This is a genomic window from Vibrio sp. 10N.239.311.G01 (assembly GCF_041465805.1).
Classification (GTDB): Bacteria; Pseudomonadota; Gammaproteobacteria; order Enterobacterales; family Vibrionaceae; genus Vibrio; species Vibrio crassostreae_C.
Genome location: NZ_JBFSRM010000022.1, coordinates 1 through 21,222, shown reverse-complemented (window position 1 = coordinate 21,222; position 21,222 = coordinate 1). Strand labels below are relative to the sequence as shown.

At 45.6% G+C, this 21,222-nt stretch carries 21 protein-coding genes; 7 read left to right on the top strand and 14 right to left on the bottom strand.

Translation table 11 applies throughout. From position 1 onward, the window contains the following. The first annotated feature begins 9 nt into the window (after positions 1 to 9). The 5 genes from AB6D06_RS16590 to yacG all read left to right on the top strand — a co-directional run bounded on the left by AB6D06_RS16590 (position 10) and on the right by yacG (position 3,833). The gene (locus AB6D06_RS16590; RefSeq protein ID WP_372100022.1) at positions 10 to 1,236 is read left to right on the top strand and encodes a type II secretion system F family protein; all 1,227 of its coding nucleotides are present in this window, start codon (positions 10 to 12) and stop codon (positions 1,234 to 1,236) included. 65 nt (positions 1,237 to 1,301) lie between these two features. Then, positions 1,302 to 2,171 carry an A24 family peptidase gene (locus tag AB6D06_RS16585; protein ID WP_372100024.1) on the top strand — a complete coding sequence of 290 codons (870 nt, stop codon included), beginning with the start codon at positions 1,302 to 1,304 and terminating at the stop codon, positions 2,169 to 2,171. A 2-nt stretch (positions 2,172 to 2,173) separates the two neighbouring features. Beyond that, complete coding sequence (coaE, locus tag AB6D06_RS16580) at positions 2,174 to 2,788, top strand: dephospho-CoA kinase (protein ID WP_372100026.1); 615 nt, start codon at positions 2,174 to 2,176, stop codon at positions 2,786 to 2,788. Positions 2,789 to 2,814: 26 nt separating this feature from the next. Continuing rightward, the gene (gene zapD / locus AB6D06_RS16575; RefSeq protein WP_017063237.1) at positions 2,815 to 3,555 is read left to right on the top strand and encodes a cell division protein ZapD; all 741 of its coding nucleotides are present in this window, start codon (positions 2,815 to 2,817) and stop codon (positions 3,553 to 3,555) included. A gap of 80 nt (positions 3,556 to 3,635) precedes the next feature. Continuing rightward, entirely contained in the window at positions 3,636 to 3,833 is a 198-nt protein-coding gene (gene yacG, locus AB6D06_RS16570) for a DNA gyrase inhibitor YacG (protein ID WP_004735515.1), read from the top strand. A 297-nt stretch (positions 3,834 to 4,130) separates the two neighbouring features. Here yacG and rplS read toward each other — a convergent pair whose 3' ends face one another. The 5 genes from rplS to ffh form a co-directional block, all read right to left on the bottom strand. Further along, positions 4,131 to 4,484, bottom strand: a complete 354-nt coding sequence (gene rplS / locus AB6D06_RS16565; RefSeq protein ID WP_004735514.1) for a 50S ribosomal protein L19 — start codon at positions 4,482 to 4,484, stop codon at positions 4,131 to 4,133. Between the two features lie 59 nt (positions 4,485 to 4,543). Next, positions 4,544 to 5,284, bottom strand: coding sequence for a tRNA (guanosine(37)-N1)-methyltransferase TrmD (gene trmD / locus AB6D06_RS16560; protein WP_372100028.1), 741 nt, complete (start codon positions 5,282 to 5,284; stop codon positions 4,544 to 4,546). Positions 5,285 to 5,310: 26 nt separating this feature from the next. Then, positions 5,311 to 5,865 carry a ribosome maturation factor RimM gene (rimM, locus tag AB6D06_RS16555; RefSeq protein ID WP_017063236.1) on the bottom strand — a complete coding sequence of 185 codons (555 nt, stop codon included), beginning with the start codon at positions 5,863 to 5,865 and terminating at the stop codon, positions 5,311 to 5,313. Between the two features lie 24 nt (positions 5,866 to 5,889). Then, positions 5,890 to 6,138 (bottom strand): 30S ribosomal protein S16, encoded by a 249-nt coding sequence (rpsP, locus tag AB6D06_RS16550; protein ID WP_004410028.1) that lies wholly within the window; start codon positions 6,136 to 6,138, stop codon positions 5,890 to 5,892. Positions 6,139 to 6,350: 212 nt separating this feature from the next. Continuing rightward, positions 6,351 to 7,736 (bottom strand): signal recognition particle protein, encoded by a 1,386-nt coding sequence (gene ffh / locus AB6D06_RS16545; RefSeq protein WP_059022051.1) that lies wholly within the window; start codon positions 7,734 to 7,736, stop codon positions 6,351 to 6,353. A gap of 200 nt (positions 7,737 to 7,936) precedes the next feature. On the opposite strand from ffh, the gene AB6D06_RS16540 reads away from it, so the two are divergent. Together AB6D06_RS16540 and AB6D06_RS16535 are read left to right on the top strand one after the other, a co-directional pair. Then, entirely contained in the window at positions 7,937 to 8,731 is a 795-nt protein-coding gene (locus AB6D06_RS16540) for an inner membrane protein YpjD (protein ID WP_019825854.1), read from the top strand. Positions 8,732 to 8,858: 127 nt separating this feature from the next. After that, the gene (locus tag AB6D06_RS16535; protein ID WP_017063233.1) at positions 8,859 to 10,130 is read left to right on the top strand and encodes an HlyC/CorC family transporter; all 1,272 of its coding nucleotides are present in this window, start codon (positions 8,859 to 8,861) and stop codon (positions 10,128 to 10,130) included. A 115-nt stretch (positions 10,131 to 10,245) separates the two neighbouring features. Here AB6D06_RS16535 and luxS read toward each other — a convergent pair whose 3' ends face one another. The 9 genes from luxS to AB6D06_RS16490 all read right to left on the bottom strand — a co-directional run bounded on the left by luxS (position 10,246) and on the right by AB6D06_RS16490 (position 20,784). Further along, entirely contained in the window at positions 10,246 to 10,764 is a 519-nt protein-coding gene (gene luxS / locus AB6D06_RS16530) for an S-ribosylhomocysteine lyase (protein ID WP_017056597.1), read from the bottom strand. Between the two features lie 24 nt (positions 10,765 to 10,788). Then, complete coding sequence (locus AB6D06_RS16525) at positions 10,789 to 11,439, bottom strand: hypothetical protein (RefSeq protein ID WP_017629422.1); 651 nt, start codon at positions 11,437 to 11,439, stop codon at positions 10,789 to 10,791. Between the two features lie 10 nt (positions 11,440 to 11,449). Continuing rightward, positions 11,450 to 13,018 carry a glutamate--cysteine ligase gene (gene gshA / locus AB6D06_RS16520; protein ID WP_017063229.1) on the bottom strand — a complete coding sequence of 523 codons (1,569 nt, stop codon included), beginning with the start codon at positions 13,016 to 13,018 and terminating at the stop codon, positions 11,450 to 11,452. A gap of 99 nt (positions 13,019 to 13,117) precedes the next feature. Then, positions 13,118 to 15,976: a pitrilysin family protein gene (locus tag AB6D06_RS16515; RefSeq protein ID WP_136981616.1), complete on the bottom strand. Its 2,859-nt coding sequence runs from the start codon at positions 15,974 to 15,976 to the stop codon at positions 13,118 to 13,120. Between the two features lie 9 nt (positions 15,977 to 15,985). Continuing rightward, the gene (locus AB6D06_RS16510) at positions 15,986 to 16,447 is read right to left on the bottom strand and encodes a YqaA family protein (protein ID WP_017059555.1); all 462 of its coding nucleotides are present in this window, start codon (positions 16,445 to 16,447) and stop codon (positions 15,986 to 15,988) included. Between the two features lie 6 nt (positions 16,448 to 16,453). Beyond that, on the bottom strand, positions 16,454 to 17,407 hold the full coding sequence (locus AB6D06_RS16505) for an NADP-dependent oxidoreductase (protein WP_372111071.1): 954 nt from the start codon (positions 17,405 to 17,407) through the stop codon (positions 16,454 to 16,456). A 172-nt stretch (positions 17,408 to 17,579) separates the two neighbouring features. Further along, positions 17,580 to 18,710, bottom strand: coding sequence for a sodium ion-translocating decarboxylase subunit beta (locus tag AB6D06_RS16500; RefSeq protein ID WP_019825842.1), 1,131 nt, complete (start codon positions 18,708 to 18,710; stop codon positions 17,580 to 17,582). 9 nt (positions 18,711 to 18,719) lie between these two features. Then, on the bottom strand, positions 18,720 to 20,495 hold the full coding sequence (oadA, locus tag AB6D06_RS16495) for a sodium-extruding oxaloacetate decarboxylase subunit alpha (protein ID WP_372111068.1): 1,776 nt from the start codon (positions 20,493 to 20,495) through the stop codon (positions 18,720 to 18,722). A 31-nt stretch (positions 20,496 to 20,526) separates the two neighbouring features. Beyond that, positions 20,527 to 20,784: an oxaloacetate decarboxylase subunit gamma gene (locus tag AB6D06_RS16490; protein WP_004741884.1), complete on the bottom strand. Its 258-nt coding sequence runs from the start codon at positions 20,782 to 20,784 to the stop codon at positions 20,527 to 20,529. Between the last annotated feature and the right edge of the window lie 438 nt (positions 20,785 to 21,222).

The window sequence follows — 21,222 nt, the reverse complement described above, 5'->3', positions numbered from 1 at the left end:
GGAGCGCTCATGACGACCAAACTTCAGTCACAATTAAAAAACTACCACTGGAAAGGCATCAATAGCTCAGGCAAAAAGGTGTCAGGGCAAACCTTGGCACTCGCCGAATTAGAAGTACGAGAAAAGCTCAAAGAGCAGCATATTCAGATTAAGAAAATCAAAAAGAAAAGTATCTCAGCAATCACTCGTTTAACTCATCGAGTCAAAGCCAAAGATATCACTATTTTGACTCGACAACTGGCTACCATGTTGGCAACTGGTGTGCCGATCGTGCAAGCCATCAAGCTAGTGTCAGACAATCACCGCAAAGCAGAAATGAAATCGATTCTATCGCATATCTGCAAAGGTGTAGAAGCCGGAACGCCAATCTCAAAAGCGATGCGAACCGCAAGCCGCCACTTTGATGACCTCTATACAGACTTGGTCGCGACAGGCGAACTCTCCGGCAACCTTGCAAAAGTATTTGAACGCTTGGCGACCTATCGTGAAAAGAGTGAGCAACTAAAATCCAAGGTTATAAAGGCTCTCATCTACCCAGCAATGGTTGTAGCGGTCGCCCTTACCGTTTCCTACTTAATGCTGACCATGGTAATTCCTGAATTTGAATCAATGTTTTCTGGTTTCGGAGCAGACTTACCTTGGTTCACCCAGCAAGTGCTTTATCTTTCCCATTGGATGCAGGCTTATAGTTTCTATAGTGCCATCGGTATTGGTTTATTAATTCTGTCTTTTCAGCAGCTGCGTCAGCGATCCTACTCGATTCGACTTTCAACCAGTCGCCTTGGCTTACGCTTTCCTATCTTGGGTGCTGTCATCACCAAGGCATCGATTGCAAAGTTCAGCCGAACACTTTCAACCAGTTTCAGTTCTGGGATTCCCATCTTAACCAGCCTTAAAACAACAGCCAAAACCGCAGGCAACCTGCATTATGAGTCGGCCATCATCGAGGTTCACCGAGAAACTGCTGCTGGCATGCCAATGTATATCGCAATGCGCAATACCAACGCCTTCCCTGAAATGGTGTTACAGATGGTGATGATCGGTGAAGAGTCAGGAAACCTTGATGATATGCTCAATAAAGTAGCCTCGATTTACGAGTTTGAAGTCGACAACACCGTCGACAATTTGGGCAAGATTCTAGAGCCACTGATCATCGTGTTTTTAGGCACTGTCGTTGGCGGGCTTGTGGTTGCGATGTACTTACCGATCTTTAATCTTATGAGTGTGTTAGGATAGTTAAAGCAACTAAACCCCCATGAGCAGCAATCTCTGCTCACCTTGATTAAGTGGTAAAGGACACTATGGAAGTATTTCACTACTATCCTTGGCTATTCCCCGTATTAGCTTTCATTTTTAGCCTTCTTATCGGCAGCTTCCTCAACGTAGTCATACACCGTTTACCGATTATGATGGAACGCGAATGGCAACAAGAGTGCTCGGAATATTTCTCTCAATATAAAATTCCAGCGCCAGAGGGAAAGTTCAATCTCAGCATTCCTCGTTCAACCTGCCCGAAATGCAAAACCCAATTAAGAATCGTCGACAATATCCCAGTGTTAAGCTGGTTGCTCTTAAAGGGTAAGTGCCACAGCTGCGCTAATCCAATCAGTGCTCGCTACCCTTTGGTCGAACTGCTTACAGCAATACTTTGCACAATGGTTGCTAGCCACTTTGGTTTCAGTTACTACGCCATTGCTTTGATTCTTTTCACCTTCGCACTGATTACCGCGACCTTTATCGATCTCGATACCATGTTGTTGCCTGATCAAATCACCTTGCCTTTGGTATGGTCCGGTATCGCATTAGCACTGTTTAATATCGGCCCAGTATCGCTGCAAGATTCCGTGGTTGGCGCAATGGCTGGTTACCTCGCTTTATGGTCTGTTTATTGGTTGTTCAAACTGCTAACAGGTAAAGAAGGCATGGGGTACGGTGACTTTAAACTCCTGTCGGCCCTTGGTGCATGGCTTGGTTGGCAGCACCTACCGATGATCATCCTTTTATCTTCGCTGGTTGGCCTTGTGTTTGGTTTGATTCAACTTCGCCTGAAACAGCAAGGCATCGATAAAGCCTTCCCATTTGGTCCTTACCTCGCGATAGCTGGTTGGGTAAGCCTATTGTGGGGCAATGACATCATGGGTTGGTATTTCACTTCTGTGCTAGGGATTTAATCATGGCAATCATTATCGGATTAAGTGGTGGTATCGCCAGTGGCAAAACCACGGTAGCCAACCTATTCAATCAGCATTTCAATATTGATATTGTCGATGCTGATATCGTGGCACGCGAAGTAGTGGCATTGGGCAGCGAAGGCCTAAAACAGATCGCCGCTCATTTTGGCGAAGACATATTGCTTGAAGATGGCATGCTAAACCGAGCTAAACTGCGCGAAGTAATCTTCTCTGATCCCACCGAAAAACAATGGCTCAATGATCTTCTTCATCCCATGATCCGCGACAAAATTGACAGTGACCTGTCTAAAGTCACATCCCCTTATGCTTTATTAGTCGCACCGCTATTGGTTGAAAACCAAATGCAAGGCATGGCCGATCGCGTTTTAATCGTTGATGTGCCTACAGAAGTGCAAATAGAACGCACAATGAGTCGTGACAATGTTTCGAAGGAACAGGTTGCCGCAATTTTAAAATCACAAGCTTCAAGAGAACAGCGCTTAGCGGTTGCAGATGACGTGATTAAAAACCATACTAAAAACCAAGAACTTTTGCCTCAAATCACAGATTTACATCAAAAGTATCTGGCAATCAGTGCTGTAGATGGGTCAGAATAGAACAATGTTGAATGAAGGTTTGCTCGATGATCACCCATAAATTTGAACATCCTCTAAATGAGAAAACACGCATCTACTTAAGAGTCGAATCACTCTTGAGGCAGCTACACTTGTCTTCTACATTTTCCGATGCTCAACAGTATCAACTCTTTTTCCGTTCCATCTTTGATCTGATTGAAATCTTCGAACAGATCCAACTCAAGAGCGAACTCGCAAAAGATATTGAGAAGCAACGTGTAACCTACAAAAGCTGGTTAGATGTTGAAGGTGTCGATCAAGAGATGCTGACATCACTACTTAATGACATTGGTAACATCTATCGTGATCTGATGCAGGCAGAGCGTTTTGGCCAGTCACTTAAGGAAGACCGCTTTCTGAGTGCGATTCGCCAACGCTTTAATCTTCCAGGTGGCTCATGCTGCTTTGATTTACCCGCACTGCATTATTGGCTGCACCTTCCTCTTGATAAGAGAATGAGAGATGCTAAAGCTTGGATGGATAGCCTACAGCCTCTGTATGAAGCGCTAACACTGTGGTTGAAGCTCACCAGAGAGACTGGTCACTTTAAAGAGCAAATCGCTCGCGCTGGCTTCTTCCAGAGCGATGCCGATGAAGCGAATATCCTTCGTCTATCTATTCCAATGCAATACGGTGCCTACCCGATGATCTCAGGTCACAAGAACCGCTTTGCTGTTAAGTTCATGAGCTTTGAAACTGGGCAAGCCTGTACTCAAGACATCGAATTTGAATTGGCAATCTGCACCTAATTAATTTCCTTTATAGTTTGGCTTGAGCCCTCACTCGAGCCTAAACTCACTATTATTACACCTTCAAATTAAGAATCACTATGTCGAAGAAAATCACCATCGTTAAATGCCCTCAATGTAATGCTGACGTTGAATGGGGCGAACAAAGCCCGCACCGCCCGTTTTGCAGCAAGCAATGTCAGATGATTGATTTCGGTGAATGGGCAGACGAAGAGAACAGCATCGCTGGCGCACCAGATATGTCAGATAGCGATGGTTGGTCGGAAGATCCGCACTAAGCGAGTAGCGAGTAGCGAGTAGCGAGTAGCGAGTAGCGAGTAGCGAGTAAATTTTGAAGGGTTGGCGTTTAACGTCAATCCTATTTTATTGCCTATAACACGGCGCTAGTAGAGATTCCCTACTCCTTCCTTCGTCAGTCTAGGGAATGACGGTTAAATATGAGTTTCGTCTGGTTTGTCATCCTCAAGAGTGAGGTACGAGCGAATTGGGGATCTCTTACCTGCTAAGCTCCAAATAACAGACACAAAAAAGCGGAGCCAAATGGCTCCGCTTTTATCGATAGAATGCAAAAAGAATTACTTCTTAGTAAGCTTCTCTTTAATACGAGCTGACTTACCAGAACGCTCACGTAGGTAGTACAACTTGGCACGACGTACTGCACCACGGCGTTTAACTTCGATGCTATCAACCATTGGAGAGTGAGTTTGGAACGCACGCTCTACGCCTTCACCGTTCGAGATCTTACGAACTGTGAATGCAGAGTGTAGACCACGGTTACGAATAGCGATTACAACGCCTTCGAAAGCCTGTAGACGCTCACGGTCACCTTCTTTTACCTTAACCTGAACTACAACAGTGTCACCTGGTGCGAATTTAGGAAGGTCTGATTTTAGTTGCTCTTCTTCAAGAGCCTTGATGATGTTGCTCATTTGTATAAATTCCTAGAATAAACTGATACTAAATTTAATAGGTTACTGCTTGCTTTTCGTTAAGAGCGTTGCTCTTTAATGAATTCAGCCAGTAATTGTTCCTGTTCGTCAGTCAGAGCTAGGTTTTCCAGGAGTTCTGGTCTTCTTAGCCAAGTTCGGCCCAACGATTGTTTTAATCGCCAGCGACGAATGTCCTTATGGTTTCCAGACTTGAGTACCGATGGTACATCTTTATCGTCTAGCACCTCAGGGCGCGTATAATGGGGACAATCTAGCAAACCATTTGCAAAAGAATCTTCTTCTGCTGAAGCGAAATCTCCAAGTACACCCGGAACAAACCGAGATACTGAATCAATCAGCGTCATGGCTGGCAGTTCGCCACCCGTCATCACAAAATCTCCAATCGACCATTCTTCGTCAACTTCAGATTCAATGATGCGCTCATCTACCCCTTCGTAGCGACCACAAATAAGAAGTAAATTCTCGTTTGTTGCCAGCTCTTCAACACCTTTCTGGTCGAGTTTACGACCTTGAGGTGAAAGATAGATAACTTTCGTCTTTCCCGGTGCTGCTTGCTTGGCCGTTGTGATAGCGTCGCGCAAAGGCTGAACCATCATTAACATGCCAGGACCACCACCGTAAGGTCTGTCATCAACAGTGCGATGTTTATCATGAGTGAAATCACGAGGACTCCATGTCTCAATAGATAAAAGACCTTTTTTAACCGCTTGACCTGTTACTCCAAAATCAGTAACAGAACGGAACATTTCAGGAAAAAGGCTAATAATGCCAACCCACATGTGTTCTCTCGCTCTGTAATTTGGAGTTAGAATCCAGGATCCCAGTCAACTTCGATCCGGCGAGCTTCGCGATCAACTTTCTTGATCACTTGCTCTTCAAGGTACGGTACTAACCGTTCCTTTTGGCCAAAAGCATCTTTAAGATTTGCTTTGATTACTAGAACATCGTTCGAGCCAGTTTCTAATAGGTCAGTGACCTCACCAAGGTCGTAACCTTTAGTGGTAAAAACTTGCATACCGAACAATTCGCGCCAGTAGAATTCATCTTCTGACAATTCAGGTAACGAAGCAGGGTCAATAGCAATTTCAAAGTTAGTCATCAGTTGCGCGTCTTCACGAACATCTAATCCCGCTAGCTTACATACATAACCTTGGCCATGACGTTTCCAGCTCTCAACTTTGTACTCAACCCACTTACCCTTTAGGTTTAAATACCAAGGGCTGTAATCAAATATGCTTTCAGCATTGTCTGTGTAGGAGAACACTTTGAGCCAGCCACGAATACCATAGGTAGACCCAAGTTTACCCATGACAATTCTATTATTTTGCTCGCTCATAGTTTCTTTACCCTTCATCGACATAAGCTATTTCTCTTTAAAAAAGAATTAAGCCGCTTTTTGAGCGTCTTTAACTAGCTTAGCTACACGATCAGATAGAGATGCGCCTTGACCAACCCAGTGGTTAACACGATCTAGGTCTAGACGTAGACCTTCTTCTTGACCTTGAGCTGTAGGGTTAAAGAAACCTACTTTCTCGATGAAACGGCCAGTTGCAGCGTTACGGCTATCCGCAACTACGATTTGATAAAATGGGCGCTTCTTTGCACCGTGACGTGCCAAACGAATGGTTACCATGTCGTCCTCTTTGCTTTCTTAATAAAATAATTAACCCCAAGTATAAGTAAATAGCTTGGGGTCTCGTGCCAAATTAAAGCCCCGGAATTTTACTCTTATTCCGGTGCAATGCAAGGGCTTTAGCTATTTTTTCACCAACATAGCTGCCGTACACTTTCTGTGACACGGCTAACACTATGAAAAGTAACGTAGCTAAAGCTTACATTTGTAGATTATCGACCAAACGGGTTAAAGCCACCGCCCATACCTCCACCGCCGCCCATCATGCCTTGCATGTTGCGCATCATGCCTTTCATGCCACCTTTCTGCATCTTCTTCATCATCTTCTGCATTTGGGTGAACTGCTTAAGCATACGGTTTACATCTTGTACCTGTGTACCAGAACCAGCGGCAATACGCTTTTTGCGAGAGCCTTTGATTAGGTCAGGGCGTTGACGCTCTTTCATGGTCATAGAGTTGATGATCGCTTCCATTTGCTTGAACATCTTGTCATCAACTTTATCTTTAACGTTATCTGGTAGCTGAGACATGCCTGGAAGCTTATCCATCATGCCCATCATGCCGCCCATGTTTTGCATCTGACCTAGTTGTTCACGGAAGTCTTCAAGGTCAAAGCCTTTCTTCTCTTTGAACTTCTTAGCCAGTTTCTCTGCTTTCTCGGTATCAACGTTTTTCTGTAGGTCTTCAATAAGAGACAGTACGTCGCCCATACCTAAGATACGAGAAGCAACACGATCTGGGTGGAACGGTTCTAGTGCGTCAGTCTTTTCACCAACACCCAAGAATTTAATCGGCTTGCCTGTGATATGACGAACAGACAGAGCAGCACCACCACGCGCATCACCATCAACTTTCGTCAAGATAACACCGGTTAGTGGTAGCGCATCACCAAAGGCTTTTGCAGTGTTCGCAGCATCTTGACCTGTCATTGCATCAACAACGAACAGTGTCTCTACTGGTTTAATTGCAGTATGAAGCTCTTTGATCTCGCCCATCATCTCTTCATCGATAGCCAAACGACCCGCAGTATCGACAAGTAGCACGTCGTAGAATTTCTTCTTCGCGTGGTCGATTGCAGCGTTTGCAATATCAAGAGGTTTTTGATCAGCTGAAGATGGGAAGAAGTCTACGCCAACATCGCTTGCTAACGTTTCAAGCTGTTTGATTGCCGCTGGACGGTAAACGTCGGCAGACACAACCAAGACTTTCTTCTTGTCACGCTCAGTTAGAAGCTTAGATAGCTTACCTACCGATGTGGTTTTACCCGCACCTTGTAGACCCGCCATTAAGATAACGGCTGGCGGCTGCGCTGCTAGGTTAAGAGCCTCGTTAGACTCACCCATCACCGCTTCAAGTTCAGCTTGAACGATCTTAATGAATTCTTGACCAGGCGTTAGAGATTTAGAAACCTCAACACCCACAGCGCCTTCTTTTACGCGCTTAACAAAATCGCGGACAACGGGCAGTGCAACGTCGGCTTCAAGTAGCGCCATACGTACTTCACGCAGCGTCTCTTTAATATTGTCTTCGGTCAGACGACCTTTACCGCTGATGTTCTTCAGCGTTTTGGATAGACGATCCGTTAAATTATCAAACATAGTTTTCTCTTCGCTCAAAACTGCGACTATTACTGTGAGTATACATTAGCGCGGATTAGAGTCATACCCGTTGTAGAGCGTTAATCATCCGTGCTTGTGATGTGAGACATTATTCACTTGGAATTGAATGAGGTTCGCCATAGCCCCAAAGAGCGATGCGAGGTATAATTCGCCAATTAGTAATCATTAAAATGGATACCATGGACAGTCTTATTGCGATCGCAGCAGCCTTTCTTTATACAATGGCGATTTCCACGATCATTCCAGGTCTCGTGCACCAAACAGGAATCCGTGTAAAAACGGTGTTTATCAGCGCATTACTTGCTCTAGCTTTCCATGCTTGGTTGCTTGGCGATTTGATTTTTAATGCCAGTGGCCAAAACCTCAGTATCTTGAACGTTGCTTCATTAATCAGTTTAATCATATCTGTGGTAATGAGCGGTGCAATGCTCAAAACCCGTCTGTGGTTTATCTTACCCGTCGTCTATAGCTTCGCTGCGCTGAACTTGATGGCTGCCACTTTTCTTCCAAGCACCTTCATCAAACATCTAGAGAATGACCCAAAACTGCTCGTGCACATCTCTTTGGCTCTATTCTCATACGCAACGTTAACTATCGGTGCGCTATACGCCCTGCAACTTGCGTGGCTAGATCACAAACTTAAAAAGAAAAAAGCCTTAGTGATAAACCCTAACCTACCTCCTTTAATGATGGTGGAAAGACAGCTTTTCAAGATCATTTTGATTGGTAATGGCTTATTAACAGGTACCTTGTTAACGGGTCTCATCTTCGTGCAAGATATGTTTGCTCAAGGAAAGGCACACAAGGCTGTGTTGTCTTTTATCGCTTGGGTTATCTACTCCATCCTTCTGTGGGGTCACTATCAGAAAGGTTGGCGTGGACAGAAAGTCACTTGGTTCGCACTGGCCGGCGCCAGCATGCTCACATTAGCCTACTTCGGTAGCCGCTTCGTCCAGGAAATCATCCTGAACTAGTCTGTAAAATAAAGGCAAGGTCTCACATACCTTGCCTTTAAAATATTGAGTGCAATACATTCAATTGACATCTCGACCATGTTCGGTCATAAATTAATCAAGATACACAAATAGGAAAAGAATAGTTTTGGACGACATATCAACGGGTATCTTATTTGCGCTACTCGCGTGTCTCATTGTAATTTCTGGTTATTTCTCTGGTTCCGAAACGGGCATGATGTCCCTGAACCGCTACCGTTTAAAGCACTTGGCCAATACGGGTCATAAAGGTGCCAAACGTGTAGAAAAACTTCTGAACCGCCCAGACAGATTGATTGGCCTCATCCTCATCGGCAACAATCTCGTCAACATTCTTGCATCTGCGATCGCTACTATTCTTGGTATGCGCATCTACGGGGATATCGGTGTGGCTATCGCTACTGGTACCCTGACTCTCGTGATCCTAGTATTCGCCGAGGTAACCCCAAAGACCATCGCTTCTCTATTTCCTGAACGTGTCTCTTACGCGAGTAGTATCCTTTTGATGATACTGATGAAGGTGCTATCACCATTGGTGATCTTAGTGAACTTCATTACCAACGGCTTCATTCGTATCTTAGGCGTTAAAGCCAGCCATGATGCAACCGACCACTTGAGCTCCGAAGAGCTTAGAACCGTGGTAAATGAAGCCGGTAGCTTAATCCCTCAACGTCACCAAGATATGTTGGTGTCTATTCTGGATTTAGAGCACGTCACCGTGAACGACATCATGGTGCCGCGTAATGAGATTACTGGTATCGACATCAATGACGACTGGAAATCGATCGTTCGTCAACTTACCCACTCGCCTCATGGTCGCGTAGTGCTGTACCGTGACCAAATAGATGAAGTGGTCGGCATGCTTAGGCTGCGTGAAGCTTACCGTCTGATGCTTGAAAAGAACGAATTCAATAAAGAAACCCTGTTGCGTGCCGCGGATGAGATCTACTTTATTCCTGAAGCGACACCACTCAATATTCAACTGCTTAAGTTTCAACGCAATAAGCAGCGCATCGGTTTGATTGTTGATGAGTATGGCGACATCAATGGTTTGGTTACATTAGAAGATATTCTAGAAGAGATCGTAGGTGAGTTTACCACCTCAATCACCCCAAGCTTATCTGAAGAGATTACTCCGCAAAGCGATGGCAGCTTCTTGATTGAAGGCAGTGCCAATATCCGAGATATCAACAAAGGCTTACAGTGGGCACTGCCTACCGATGGCCCAAGAACGCTGAATGGTTTGATACTGGAACATCTTGAAGATATTCCTGAGAGTCACCTGAGTGTTCAGGTTGCCAGCCACCCAATGGAAATTGTTGAGCTTGAAGAGAACCGCATCAAACTGGTTCGCGTGTTCCCACAGATCGTGAACGGCTAACTGAGTTATCACTGAATCTCTGTCTCGCCCTAAAATACGTTGACGAAAAAGGCCCGGTTCATTGAACCGGGCCTTTTAGTATCTAACTCGCCCTATCTAGGGTAGCTATCAATGACTAGTCGATCTTAAGCTCTTGCAGCATAGACTCTGGCAGTGCCAGTTCATCATTCTTGTTTACAGAGATGCCTGCAGCGATGATCGCATTCGCGATCTCTTTCGCTTCATCCAAAGAGTGCATTGCCGCGGTACCACATTGGTATTCGTTCAGCTCAGGGATCTTATTCTGGTTCTCAACTTTCAGTACGTCTTGCATCGCTGCCAACCAACCGTCAGCCACTTGTTGTTCTGTAGGCGTACCAATCAGGCTCATGTAGAAACCAGTGCGACAGCCCATCGGTGAGATATCGATGATCTCTACATCTGAACCGTTCAATTGATTACGCATGAAACCAGCATATAGGTGCTCTAGAGTATGGATACCTTTCTCAGATAGGATGTCTTTGTTTGGCGCAGTAAAACGCAGGTCAAACACAGTGATGGTATCCCCTTTTGGGGTTTGCATTGTTTTAGCAACACGAACGGCAGGTGCGTTCATGCGTGTGTGATCAACAGTGAAACTATCTAATAAAGGCATTGCTCTTCTCCATGACGGCTGGCTTTAGAAAAACCAGCTTCGATTGTCTTCTAGTTCTTTGCGGCACTGTTTCAGCTGCCATCCATAATCTTTTGCTTGCTGTTCGACTTTGCGCGCCACCTTAATTAGCGATGGCTTGCTGTTGTATGACTTACGCTTATAACCACCACGGCCTTCATGATAAGCCAGGTATTGGTTATATGGGTCCCATAGTGAGATGCCCAATTGACGACGCGTCTCGCTGGTATACCAACCGATGAACATCAATGCATCATCAAAGTTGGTTCTTGAACCACCGTTATTGGTCGCCTTTTGGAAGTCTTCCCAAGCAGGATCTTGAGCTTGTGCATAACCGTAGGCACTGCTTACACGCCCCCACGGTATAAAGCCAAGAATGTAATCTTTAGGTGGGCGCGCATCATGACGATAGCTACTCTCTTGTTTCACAAAAGCCATCGCAACGTTAATCGGCGTTCCCCATTCTTCTTGCATATCCAAGGCATCTTCATACCATGAAGGGTGCTCTCGAAAGATGCTACACAAATTATCTTGCTGCTTTGGCGGTGGCGTTGCACATCCAACCAACAGGCTAGAGACAACACCAACAGTCACTACAGGTAACCATTTACTACTCACTCGAGTAGGCTGACCTAATAAGGCTTGCTTCCTTTCCACCAAAGTCTCGCTATGCTTTTAAATACGAAAAATAATCCGCTAAGAAGCTATCAAAATCTTGAGTGCTTGCTTCTTCACTTTGTTGCTGAGCAATCACAGAACGTTGAACTTCTGCTTCCATCAACTCAGCTGAATATACTTTGTATTGGTGCGCTTTGTGTTGCTGAGCGTACGTTTTACCTAACGCGCAACCCACTTTACCTAAGCCGCCCAATTTTTTGGTCTCTTCTAGCAACTGGCCAGAAATAGTTAGCTCAGGGTTATCAATCCAAGCCTCAAGCGTATCGCATGTTTCTTGGTATGCACGACCACCTTGTTCAGCGTCCATCATCTCGGCAATAGAGCGCAGATCTTTGAAGACACGCTTCGCCCAATCTTGCAGAGACAATCGCTCACCATGACAACCGATTTGCAGCTCTAGACCAACCTGACGACCTTGTAGGATCACCTTGTTCCAGTTATCGCGCCAGCATTCAAGCTCGCAGTTATCCATCTCAGCAGAGTCCGTTAGCACACTCCACGTTAGGAATAAGTCTAGGAAGCGAACCTGCTGCTCATTGATACCAATTGAGCTGAATGGGTTTACATCTAAAGAACGAACCTCAATGTACTCAACACCACCGCGTGCCAATGCTTCAGATGGTTTCTCACCACTTTTCGCGACACGCTTAGGGCGGATTGGAGCGTAAAGCTCATTTTCAATTTGCAGTACGTTGCTATTCAACTGACGGTATTCACCATCAACCTTAGTGCCAATCTCGGCAAATTCTTCTGATGGTGTGCGAATCGCTTGATTCAAACCTTCAAGGTATTGGTCTAGGCTGTTGAAACCAATCTTCAACACACTTTGCGCACTGTTCGTGTAGCCAAGGTCGCTCAGGCGCAGTGCCGTTGCTTTTGGCAGATACAGTGTCTCGCCAATCTTTTCAAAAGGCAGGTTTGTCTCTCTTCCTTTGATGAAAGAAGAACATAGCGCAGGTGAAGCACCGAAGAAGTATGGGATTAACCAACCAAAGCGGTAGTAGTTACGAATCAAACCAAAGTAAGCATCTGACTTAGATTCACAACGCGCTTCTTCAGTTTGCTCTCCAAACAGGCTATCCCAAAAGCTTTCTGGGAAAGAGAAGTTGAAGTGAACACCAGAGATAATCTGCATCAGGCTACCGTAACGACGTTTTAGGCCTTCACGATATAGGGTCTTCATCTTACCGTTATTCGAGGTGCCGTATTGCGCTAGCTGAATGTAATCTTCACTGCCAACGTAACAAGGCATAGAAAGCGGCCATAGTTTTTCGCCGTCTAACTTGGTTTGCGTGAAGTGGTGGATATCAGACAACTGATTCAAAAGCGTCGGAACGTCGTTAGAAACAGGCGTGATAAATTCCAGTAGCGACTCAGAGAAATCGGTCGTTACCCATTCGTTCATCAACGCAGATCCCAAAGCCTCAGGGTGCGGCCCAGTAGCAAGGTGCCCATCTTCCGTGTAGCGTAATGTTTCCCTTTCAACACCACGACCAAATTGAGAGAAGGTCTTAGGGTTGGTTGCAACTTGCTTTAGTCGCGCAGCAAAATCAGTCAAAATTCAGTTCACTTATCTTATATTGTTCTGATTAGAACTATCATAAATTAGGTTGGAGGAGAAAAGTAGAGTCTCTTCCCTCCCCCTTTAATGTGTACTCTAACGAATGATTTCAAGCTCTTCTATTGGAATATCTAACTTTTCTAATTGCGGGCGAAGCGAAGTCGCGTCACCAACAACGATTATTTGATAATCATTCGGGTCAAACCATTTCTTAGATAGCTCGTTTAAGCTCTCTTTTGAAACCGTTTCAACTATCTGATTACGCTGTTGTAGGTAATCTTCATCAAGGCTCAATGCAACAATATTACTCAACAACCCAGCCTTTTGACTTGGCGTTTCATATTTGAGCGCATCTTGTTGACCGACGGCAAGGCGCATAAATTTCACCTCTTCGTCAGTTAATCCACTCTGGCTAAACTCATTCAGCTCATTAATAAATTCTTGAATCGATGGAACCGTCGCATTCGCCCTTACCTGCGCGCTAAATACCACTGCACCAGTTTCTCGAGTACTTGCGAAGTAACCGCTTGCACCGTAAGTGTAAGCTTTGTCTTCACGTAGGTTCTGGTTGATACGACTATTGAAGTTGCCCGCTAAATTAAAGTTAGCTAGCTGGCTCAAATACAATTCACCCGTTGCATCAAACGGCAGGCCTTTACGAACCAAGCGAACAATGCTTTGCGGCGCACCCGGTTTATCGACTAAGTACAGGTGCTGACCAGAAAGCTCTTTGACGATCTGTGGACGCGTTAATGGTGCCGCATCGCCTTGCCACTCTTCAAAGAATTGTAGCTGTTTCCCTACCTCTTTCTTCGAGATGTCTCCCACAACAACAATATTGGCACCTTCTGGTGTGTAATGTTGCGCATAGAATTTTTTCACATCGTCTAAGGTCAATTTCGATAGAGATTCCTTAGTACCATCACTTGCACGAGCAAAAACAGTGTCACCAAACAGCACTTCACGGGTTGCTTGAGAAGCCATCCAACTTGGCTGCTGATGCTGATACACAACGCCTTCTAGCATCTGTTTCTTAACGCGCTCAAAATCTTGCTCATCGAACTTAGGATCGAATAGAACCTCTTGCACAATCGCTAAGGTTTGAGGCAAGTTTTTCTCTAGCGTCGAGACTGAAATATCTGTGGTGTAGCTGCCCGCACTAATGCTCACGCTGCTACCAAGTTTATCTAAGGTCGCTTGTAACTCTTCAACGGTTCGTTTAGTTGAGCCTTCTTCCATCATCGAAGCCGTTAGGTTCGCTAGGCCTTCTTGCCCTTTGCGAACATAGCGTTCGCCTGCAGGCAATTGAATTTGCAGCTGTACTGTCGGCGTTTCACTGGTCACGGTACCAATTAAGTCAGTGCCATTTGCAAAGTGCATGCGGTACAACTCAGGCATGGTCGCCTCAACACCAAAGTTCACTTCTGGCATCACACTGCGATCAAAGGTATCCGGTGCCTTTCTGAAATCCAGTTGATCTTCCGTCACCTTGCTGTATTCCGGCAACGTACGTGGTGGCGTGGTAAAGGTCGCTTCACGAACCGCCAAATCGAGCTTTTTCTTAGGAACCACACTCAAGGTAACCTTGTGCTTACCTTCGATGAAATCTTGGTATGCCTTGCTCACGCTCTCAGGCGTCACCGCTCGGATTTGATCGAGTTGTGATTCAATGCGATCAGGCTGACCATAGAAGGTTTGGTTCGACGCGAGTTGCGACACCTTACCTTTAACGCTTTGCAATGCAAAAACAGCATTCGCTTCGGCCATGCCAGTGATCTGGTCTAAACGCTCTTGCTCAACGCCCTCTTTCGAGAATTGCTCCAGGGTATCCATCAGCTCTTTATTGAGAACCGTCAAATCGCCTTTTTCACCTGAGTTGCCCATTGCATACACGTACATGGTACACGCCAACTCAGCACAATCATGGAAAGAGCCAGCGCTGACGGCCTTCTGCGTTTTTACGAGGTTTTGATATAGGTAACTGTTGGTACCTGAACCTAACACGTTAGACAATGCATTCAGTGAAGCTTGCGTCTCTTCACCGCGATACGTTGTTGGCCACCCCACCAGCACCATCGGCTGACGAATATTGTCTTCTAAGGTGATGTATTTATCTTCTGTTAGAACAGCAGGTTGCTTCTCTGCCGCCTTCACTTCAGGGCCTTGAGGAATTGAACCAAAGTACTTGTTAACCCATTCTAGCGTGTCATCAACGTCGATATCACCACCAATCGTTAACACGGCATTGTTTGGGCCGTACCAACGCAGGAAGAACGCTTTAAGATCATTCACGTCAACACGGTCAAGATCTTCAACATAGCCGATTGGTTGCCAAGAGTAAGGGTGACCTTCAGGGTAAAGCGCTTCGCCCATGCGTTCCCACATCAAGCCGTAAGGACGATTTTCGTAGCTCTGCGCTCGCTCGTTCTTGACCGTGCCTCTTTGAACCTCAAATTTCTTCTGAGAAACAGCATCCAACAAGAAGCCCATTCGGTCTGATTCTAACCACAACATTTTCTCAAGTTGGTTAGAAGGAACAGTTTCAAAATAGTTGGTGCGGTCACGGTTGGTCGTGCCGTTTAACGAGCCACCCGCTTCGGTAATGATCTTAAAGTGCTGTTGGTCACCAACGTTCTCTGAACCCTGGAACATCATGTGCTCAAAGAAGTGAGCAAATCCCGACTTGCCTATCTCTTCACGTGCTGAACCGACGTGATAAGTTACATCAACATGCACCAACGGATCGGAATCATCAGGGGAAAGAATAACTGTCAGACCGTTTTCAAGCTGATACTTGGTGTAAGGAATCACTACTTTATCTTTAGAGGGCTTAACCTCTTCTAACAGAGTGACACCTTCAGGTAACGAGGAAAAGAAGGGCGTTGAGCTAGGTACATTGTAAGAACAGCCAGCAATGGCGATAAGAGAAAATGTACCAAGTAAAACCTTTTTCATAGGTTCTCCTTAGAAAAAACCGAAGTAGATAGCAGCAAGTAAGCTATAGCGAGCGGCTTTGCCAATCGCTATCAAAATAACGCTAGGGATGAATTTCATTCTTAGCCAACCCGCAGCGAGACACAAAGGGTCACCAATGATCGGTAACCAACTAAATAACAGTGTCCAGTAGCCATAGCGACTCAGCCAAGCCATAGCCTTATGACCATGCTTTTCAGATTGAGTTCGATTAGGCAACCACAAACCAATCCAATAGTTAGTCAGGCCGCCTAAGGTATTGCCTAATGTCGCCACTAGAATGATCGATGAGGTTGAAAACTGATCTAAGCTCAATGCAGCCACAAGGCTAGCTTCTGAACCACCGGGGAGTAACGTGGCACTCAAGAAGCCACTAATGAAGAGTACCCACAGCGCCGAGTCCGAGAACCACAGCGCGATATTTTCAAAAAGGGAGTTAAAAAATTCTAACACTGCCTATCAACTTTCTTGCATTTTAAGTAGCACCTTGCCTCTGGTGTGTCCGGTTTCAACCTGCAGGTGCGCCGACTGCGCCTCGTCTAATTGGTAGATACCTTGAATTTCTGTTTTGAGTAATCCGACACTGACCATGTAAAGCATAGTGTCCATTTGCTCAGGGCTTGGTTCAACCAGCATGCCTGATGCAGTAAAACCTAATAGTGTGGCTTTTTCGCAGATAAGTTCTGCAGATAGAGTCGGCACAGTCACGACTCGCGCGCCATCTTTTAGGCACTTCAATGCATCAAGCGCGGTATCGCCACCGACCAAATCAATCAGCACATCGACATCTGATACTCTTTCTGATGCTGGCGCAAACTTATAGTTAATCGCGTGAGCACCTAGCGTCGCAAGGTAATCAAGATTGGCTTCGCTGCAGGTTGTGTAAACCTCTGCTTTTGCTGCCACTGCAATTTGAACCGCAAGGTGACCAACGCCGCCCGCGCCCGCCAAGATAAGCACGCGGTCGCCTTCTTTCACTTCGGCTTTGTTGAGCGCTTGTGCCGCTGTTTGACTCGCGAGTGGTAATGCAGCTGCCGCTTCTAGAGTGACAGAATCAGGAACCATACTTAATGCAGCTTCTGGAACACACACATATTGGCTGTAACCGCCACCTTGCAGTGGAAAACCAATAAAGCCAGCTACGTTATCACCAACAGTAAAGCGTTCAGCCTGTTCGCTTAGCGAGACAATTTGCCCTGAAATATCGTAGCCAGGTACCCAAGGTAGGTTATCTTTGTTTTGTGCTGCCGCCCAACCAAGGCCCGCTCGGGTTTTGACATCAATCGGATTAATGCCTGAAAAGGAAACTTTAACCACCACTTCTCCAGCCTTAGGCTCAGGGATCGCACTGGTTTGAATACTTAGGTTTTCGACGCCGCCGAATTGAGTAATCGCAATCTGTTTATTTTCCATTTCCACATTTCCTTGATTGATAAAAGCCCTAGTGAGCAAGCACCCTAATTAATAAAAAGAAAGGGATGCGAAAGCATCCCTTTGACTATAAACCATTTAATAAGGCTAAGTTAACCGCTCATTCGTAAATTGACGACCAATTAACGTAACGATACATGACCCAGCAAATCCACTAGCCCACGAGAGCTAATAGAATACCCGCCGCAACCGCACTACCAAGTACACCGGCTACGTTCGGGCCCATTGCATGCATCAACAAGAAGTTCTGAGGGTTTGCCTCAAGACCAACCTTGTTCACAACACGTGCCGCCATTGGAACCGCTGATACGCCAGCTGCGCCAATCAGTGGGTTGATGTCCTCTTTCGAGAATCGGTTCAACACCTTAGCCATCAATACACCACCCGCCGTACCGATACTGAACGCGACCGCACCTAAACCTAGAATACCCAATGTTTCTAAGTTCAAGAACGTATCCGCTTGAAGCTTAGAACCAACCCCTAGACCTAGGAAAATAGTTACAACGTTAATCAGTTCGTTTTGAGCTGTTTTTGAAAGGCGATCAACCACACCCGCTTCACGCATTAAGTTACCCAAACAGAACATACCAACTAGAGGTGTTGCTGAAGGTAGGAACAAAATCGTCATCAGTAGTACAGCAAGCGGGAAAAGAATCTTCTCGGCTTTGCTAACGTGACGAAGTTGAGCCATCTTAATTTTGCGCTCTTCAGGAGACGTTAACGCTTTCATGATTGGTGGCTGAATGATCGGAACCAAAGCCATGTAGCTATAAGCCGCTACTGCAATGGCACCTAAAAGATCCGGAGATAACTTACTCGCCAAGAAGATCGCAGTTGGGCCATCGGCACCACCAATGATCGCAATTGACGAAGCATCGGCCATCGAGAACTCCATTCCTGGAACGTAGTTCAGCAAGATCGCGCCAAATAGCGTCGCGAAGATACCAAACTGAGCCGCAGCCCCTAGCCACAACGTTTTAGGGTTCGCAATCAACGCACCGAAGTCCGTCATCGCACCAACACCCATAAAGATCAGCAGTGGGAAAATACCTGTCTCAATACCAATGTAGTAGACGTAGTAGAGCAAACCACCTGGATCAGTAAACCCAGCATTTGGAATGTTTGCTAATACAGCACCAAAACCAATAGGCAGTAGAAGTAACGGTTCAAATCCTTTACGAATTGCCAAAAACAACAGTAAGCAACCAACCAGCATCATACAGATCTGGCCGAACTCAAAGTTCGCAATCCCTGTTTCAGACCATAAGGTCATCAATCCTTCCATGGTACTCCCTTACGCTAAGCTTAGTAGTGGAGCGCCTACAGTAACTGCATCGCCTTCTTTAACATTCAATTCTTGAACGATACCACCACGAGCAGCACGAACTTCCGTTTCCATCTTCATCGCTTCTAGGATTAGTAGAACGTCGCCTTCAGAAACCTCAGTACCCGCCTGAACGTTTACTTTAAAGATGTTACCCGCCAATGGAGCTGGAACCGCTTCAGCGTCAGACGCTGCTACTGGTGCAGCCTGAGCAGGTTTTGCAGATGGCGCCACCGATGTCAGTTCACCTTGTGGGCCAACTTCAACATCGTAAACTTGACCATCAACCTTCACGCTGTAGCTTTCAATACCACCAGAAGCTTGTACAGGAGCTGCAGCAACTGGAGCCGCAACTTCTAGCGTTAGTGCAGGTTCAAATGCTTCAGGATTACGACGGTTCTTAAGGAACTTAAGACCCACTTGTGGGAAGAGCGCGTAAGTCAGTACATCATCAACCGTATCTTCAGCTAGAGAGATACCCTCTGATTTCGCTTTCTCTAACAGATCCGTCGTTAACGTATCCATTTCAGACTTAAGTAAATCAGCAGGACGACAAGTAATCGGCTCTGCACCGTCTAGAACTTTCGCTTGCAGTTCAGCATCCACTTCAGCAGGAGCTTGACCGTATTCACCTTTCAGTAGACCAGCAGTCTCTTTCGTGATGCTCTTATAGCGTTCGCCCGTTAAGACGTTAATAACCGCTTGAGTACCGACAATCTGAGAAGTTGGTGTTACTAAAGGAATGTAACCAAGCTCTTTACGTACGCGTGGGATCTCTTCTAGAACTTCATCCATGCGATCGGCGGCGCCTTGCTCTTTAAGCTGGCCTTCCATGTTAGTTAACATTCCGCCAGGAACTTGAGCGATTAAGATGCGAGAATCGACACCTTTTAGCTGACCTTCCCATTTCGCGTACTTTTTACGTACATCACGGAAGTAAGCCGCGATGGGTTCGATTTGGTCTAGTTTAAGATTCGTGTCGCGCTCTGTACCTTCTAACATCGCAACAACCGTTTCGGTTGGCGTATGACCGTAAGTACAGCTCATTGAAGAAATAGCGGTATCTAGAATGTCGATACCCGCTTCAACGGCTTTAACCGCTGTTGCAGTCGATAGACCAGTTGTCGCGTGGCTATGCAGTGCTAGAGGAACGTCACACGATGCTTTGATACGTGTAATCAGCTCTTCTGCTTCATACGGCTTTAATAAACCTGACATATCTTTGATACATAGTGAGTGACAACCTAGGTCCTCTAGGCGCTTAGCCAAATCAACCCAAGTATCTGAATTGTGGACCGGACTGGTTGTGTAAGACAACGTACCTTGAGCGTGGCCACCAACGTCGATCGTTGCTTTCACTGCTTTTTCAAAGTTACGCACGTCATTCATCGCATCAAAGATACGGAATACGTCCATGCCGTTTTTATGGGCACGTTCAACAAATTTTTCTACTACATCATCCGCGTAGTGACGGTAGCCCAATAGGTTTTGACCACGCAGTAGCATCTGCATTGGTGTGTTTGGCATCGCTTTTTTCAGCTCACGCAAACGCTCCCATGGATCCTCGCCAAGAAAACGGATACACGAATCAAACGTCGCGCCGCCCCAAGTCTCAAGTGACCAGTAACCGACTTTATCCAGTTCTGCCGCAATTGGCAGCATATCTTCGATACGCATACGAGTAGCAAATAGTGACTGGTGCGCGTCACGAAGTACCACATCTGTGATAGCTAGTGGTTTAGACATGCTCATAAACTCCTTTTTAATCCTTTAAATACTACTTAGCAGTAGACGCACGGTATTGATGAACCGCGGCCGAAATTGCAGCCACTACCTGTGGACTAACAGCTGAAGGGTTTGATTGTGATTTTTGAATTTTTTTAGGTGCTGCGATCGGCTCTGGTACTTCTTCTGGTACCAGTTTTGACATCAACCGAACGAGGTAAACTAGAATAGTTAGGAAAATAAAGACAACGGACATCCCCGTTATCATTAGAGTCGCCGCATCTCCTAGCAGGCTTCCAATATTAGTCATGTTGCTTCCTTTCTTCGTCATCCTGACATACGTACAGGATTTCAGCGAATAGTGATCCCGACCCATGGATTATCTCGATTGGTAAAAGTTTGTCAATTTTGTTTAAGGTTCTGTTACGGATAACGCACACATAAGGTTAATTATTCGCCTATCAGATCACATAAATCTGTCAAATACGTCATTTTTAGATATTTAAACTGTGACTTAAACGGGGCTTTTCTGGGAATTGATATGAGAAAGGTGGAATAACAAAGAAGCAATCAAGAACTACTTTAAATACAACAAGTTAAACAACGAACAAATTTAACATTGTCGCAACAAATTTACAGCAGACATAAAAAAAGCCTCGTATAAACGAGGCTTTTTTAATAATGTGGCGCGCTCTGGAGGATTCGAACCTCCGACCGCCTGGTTCGTAGCCAGGTACTCTATCCAGCT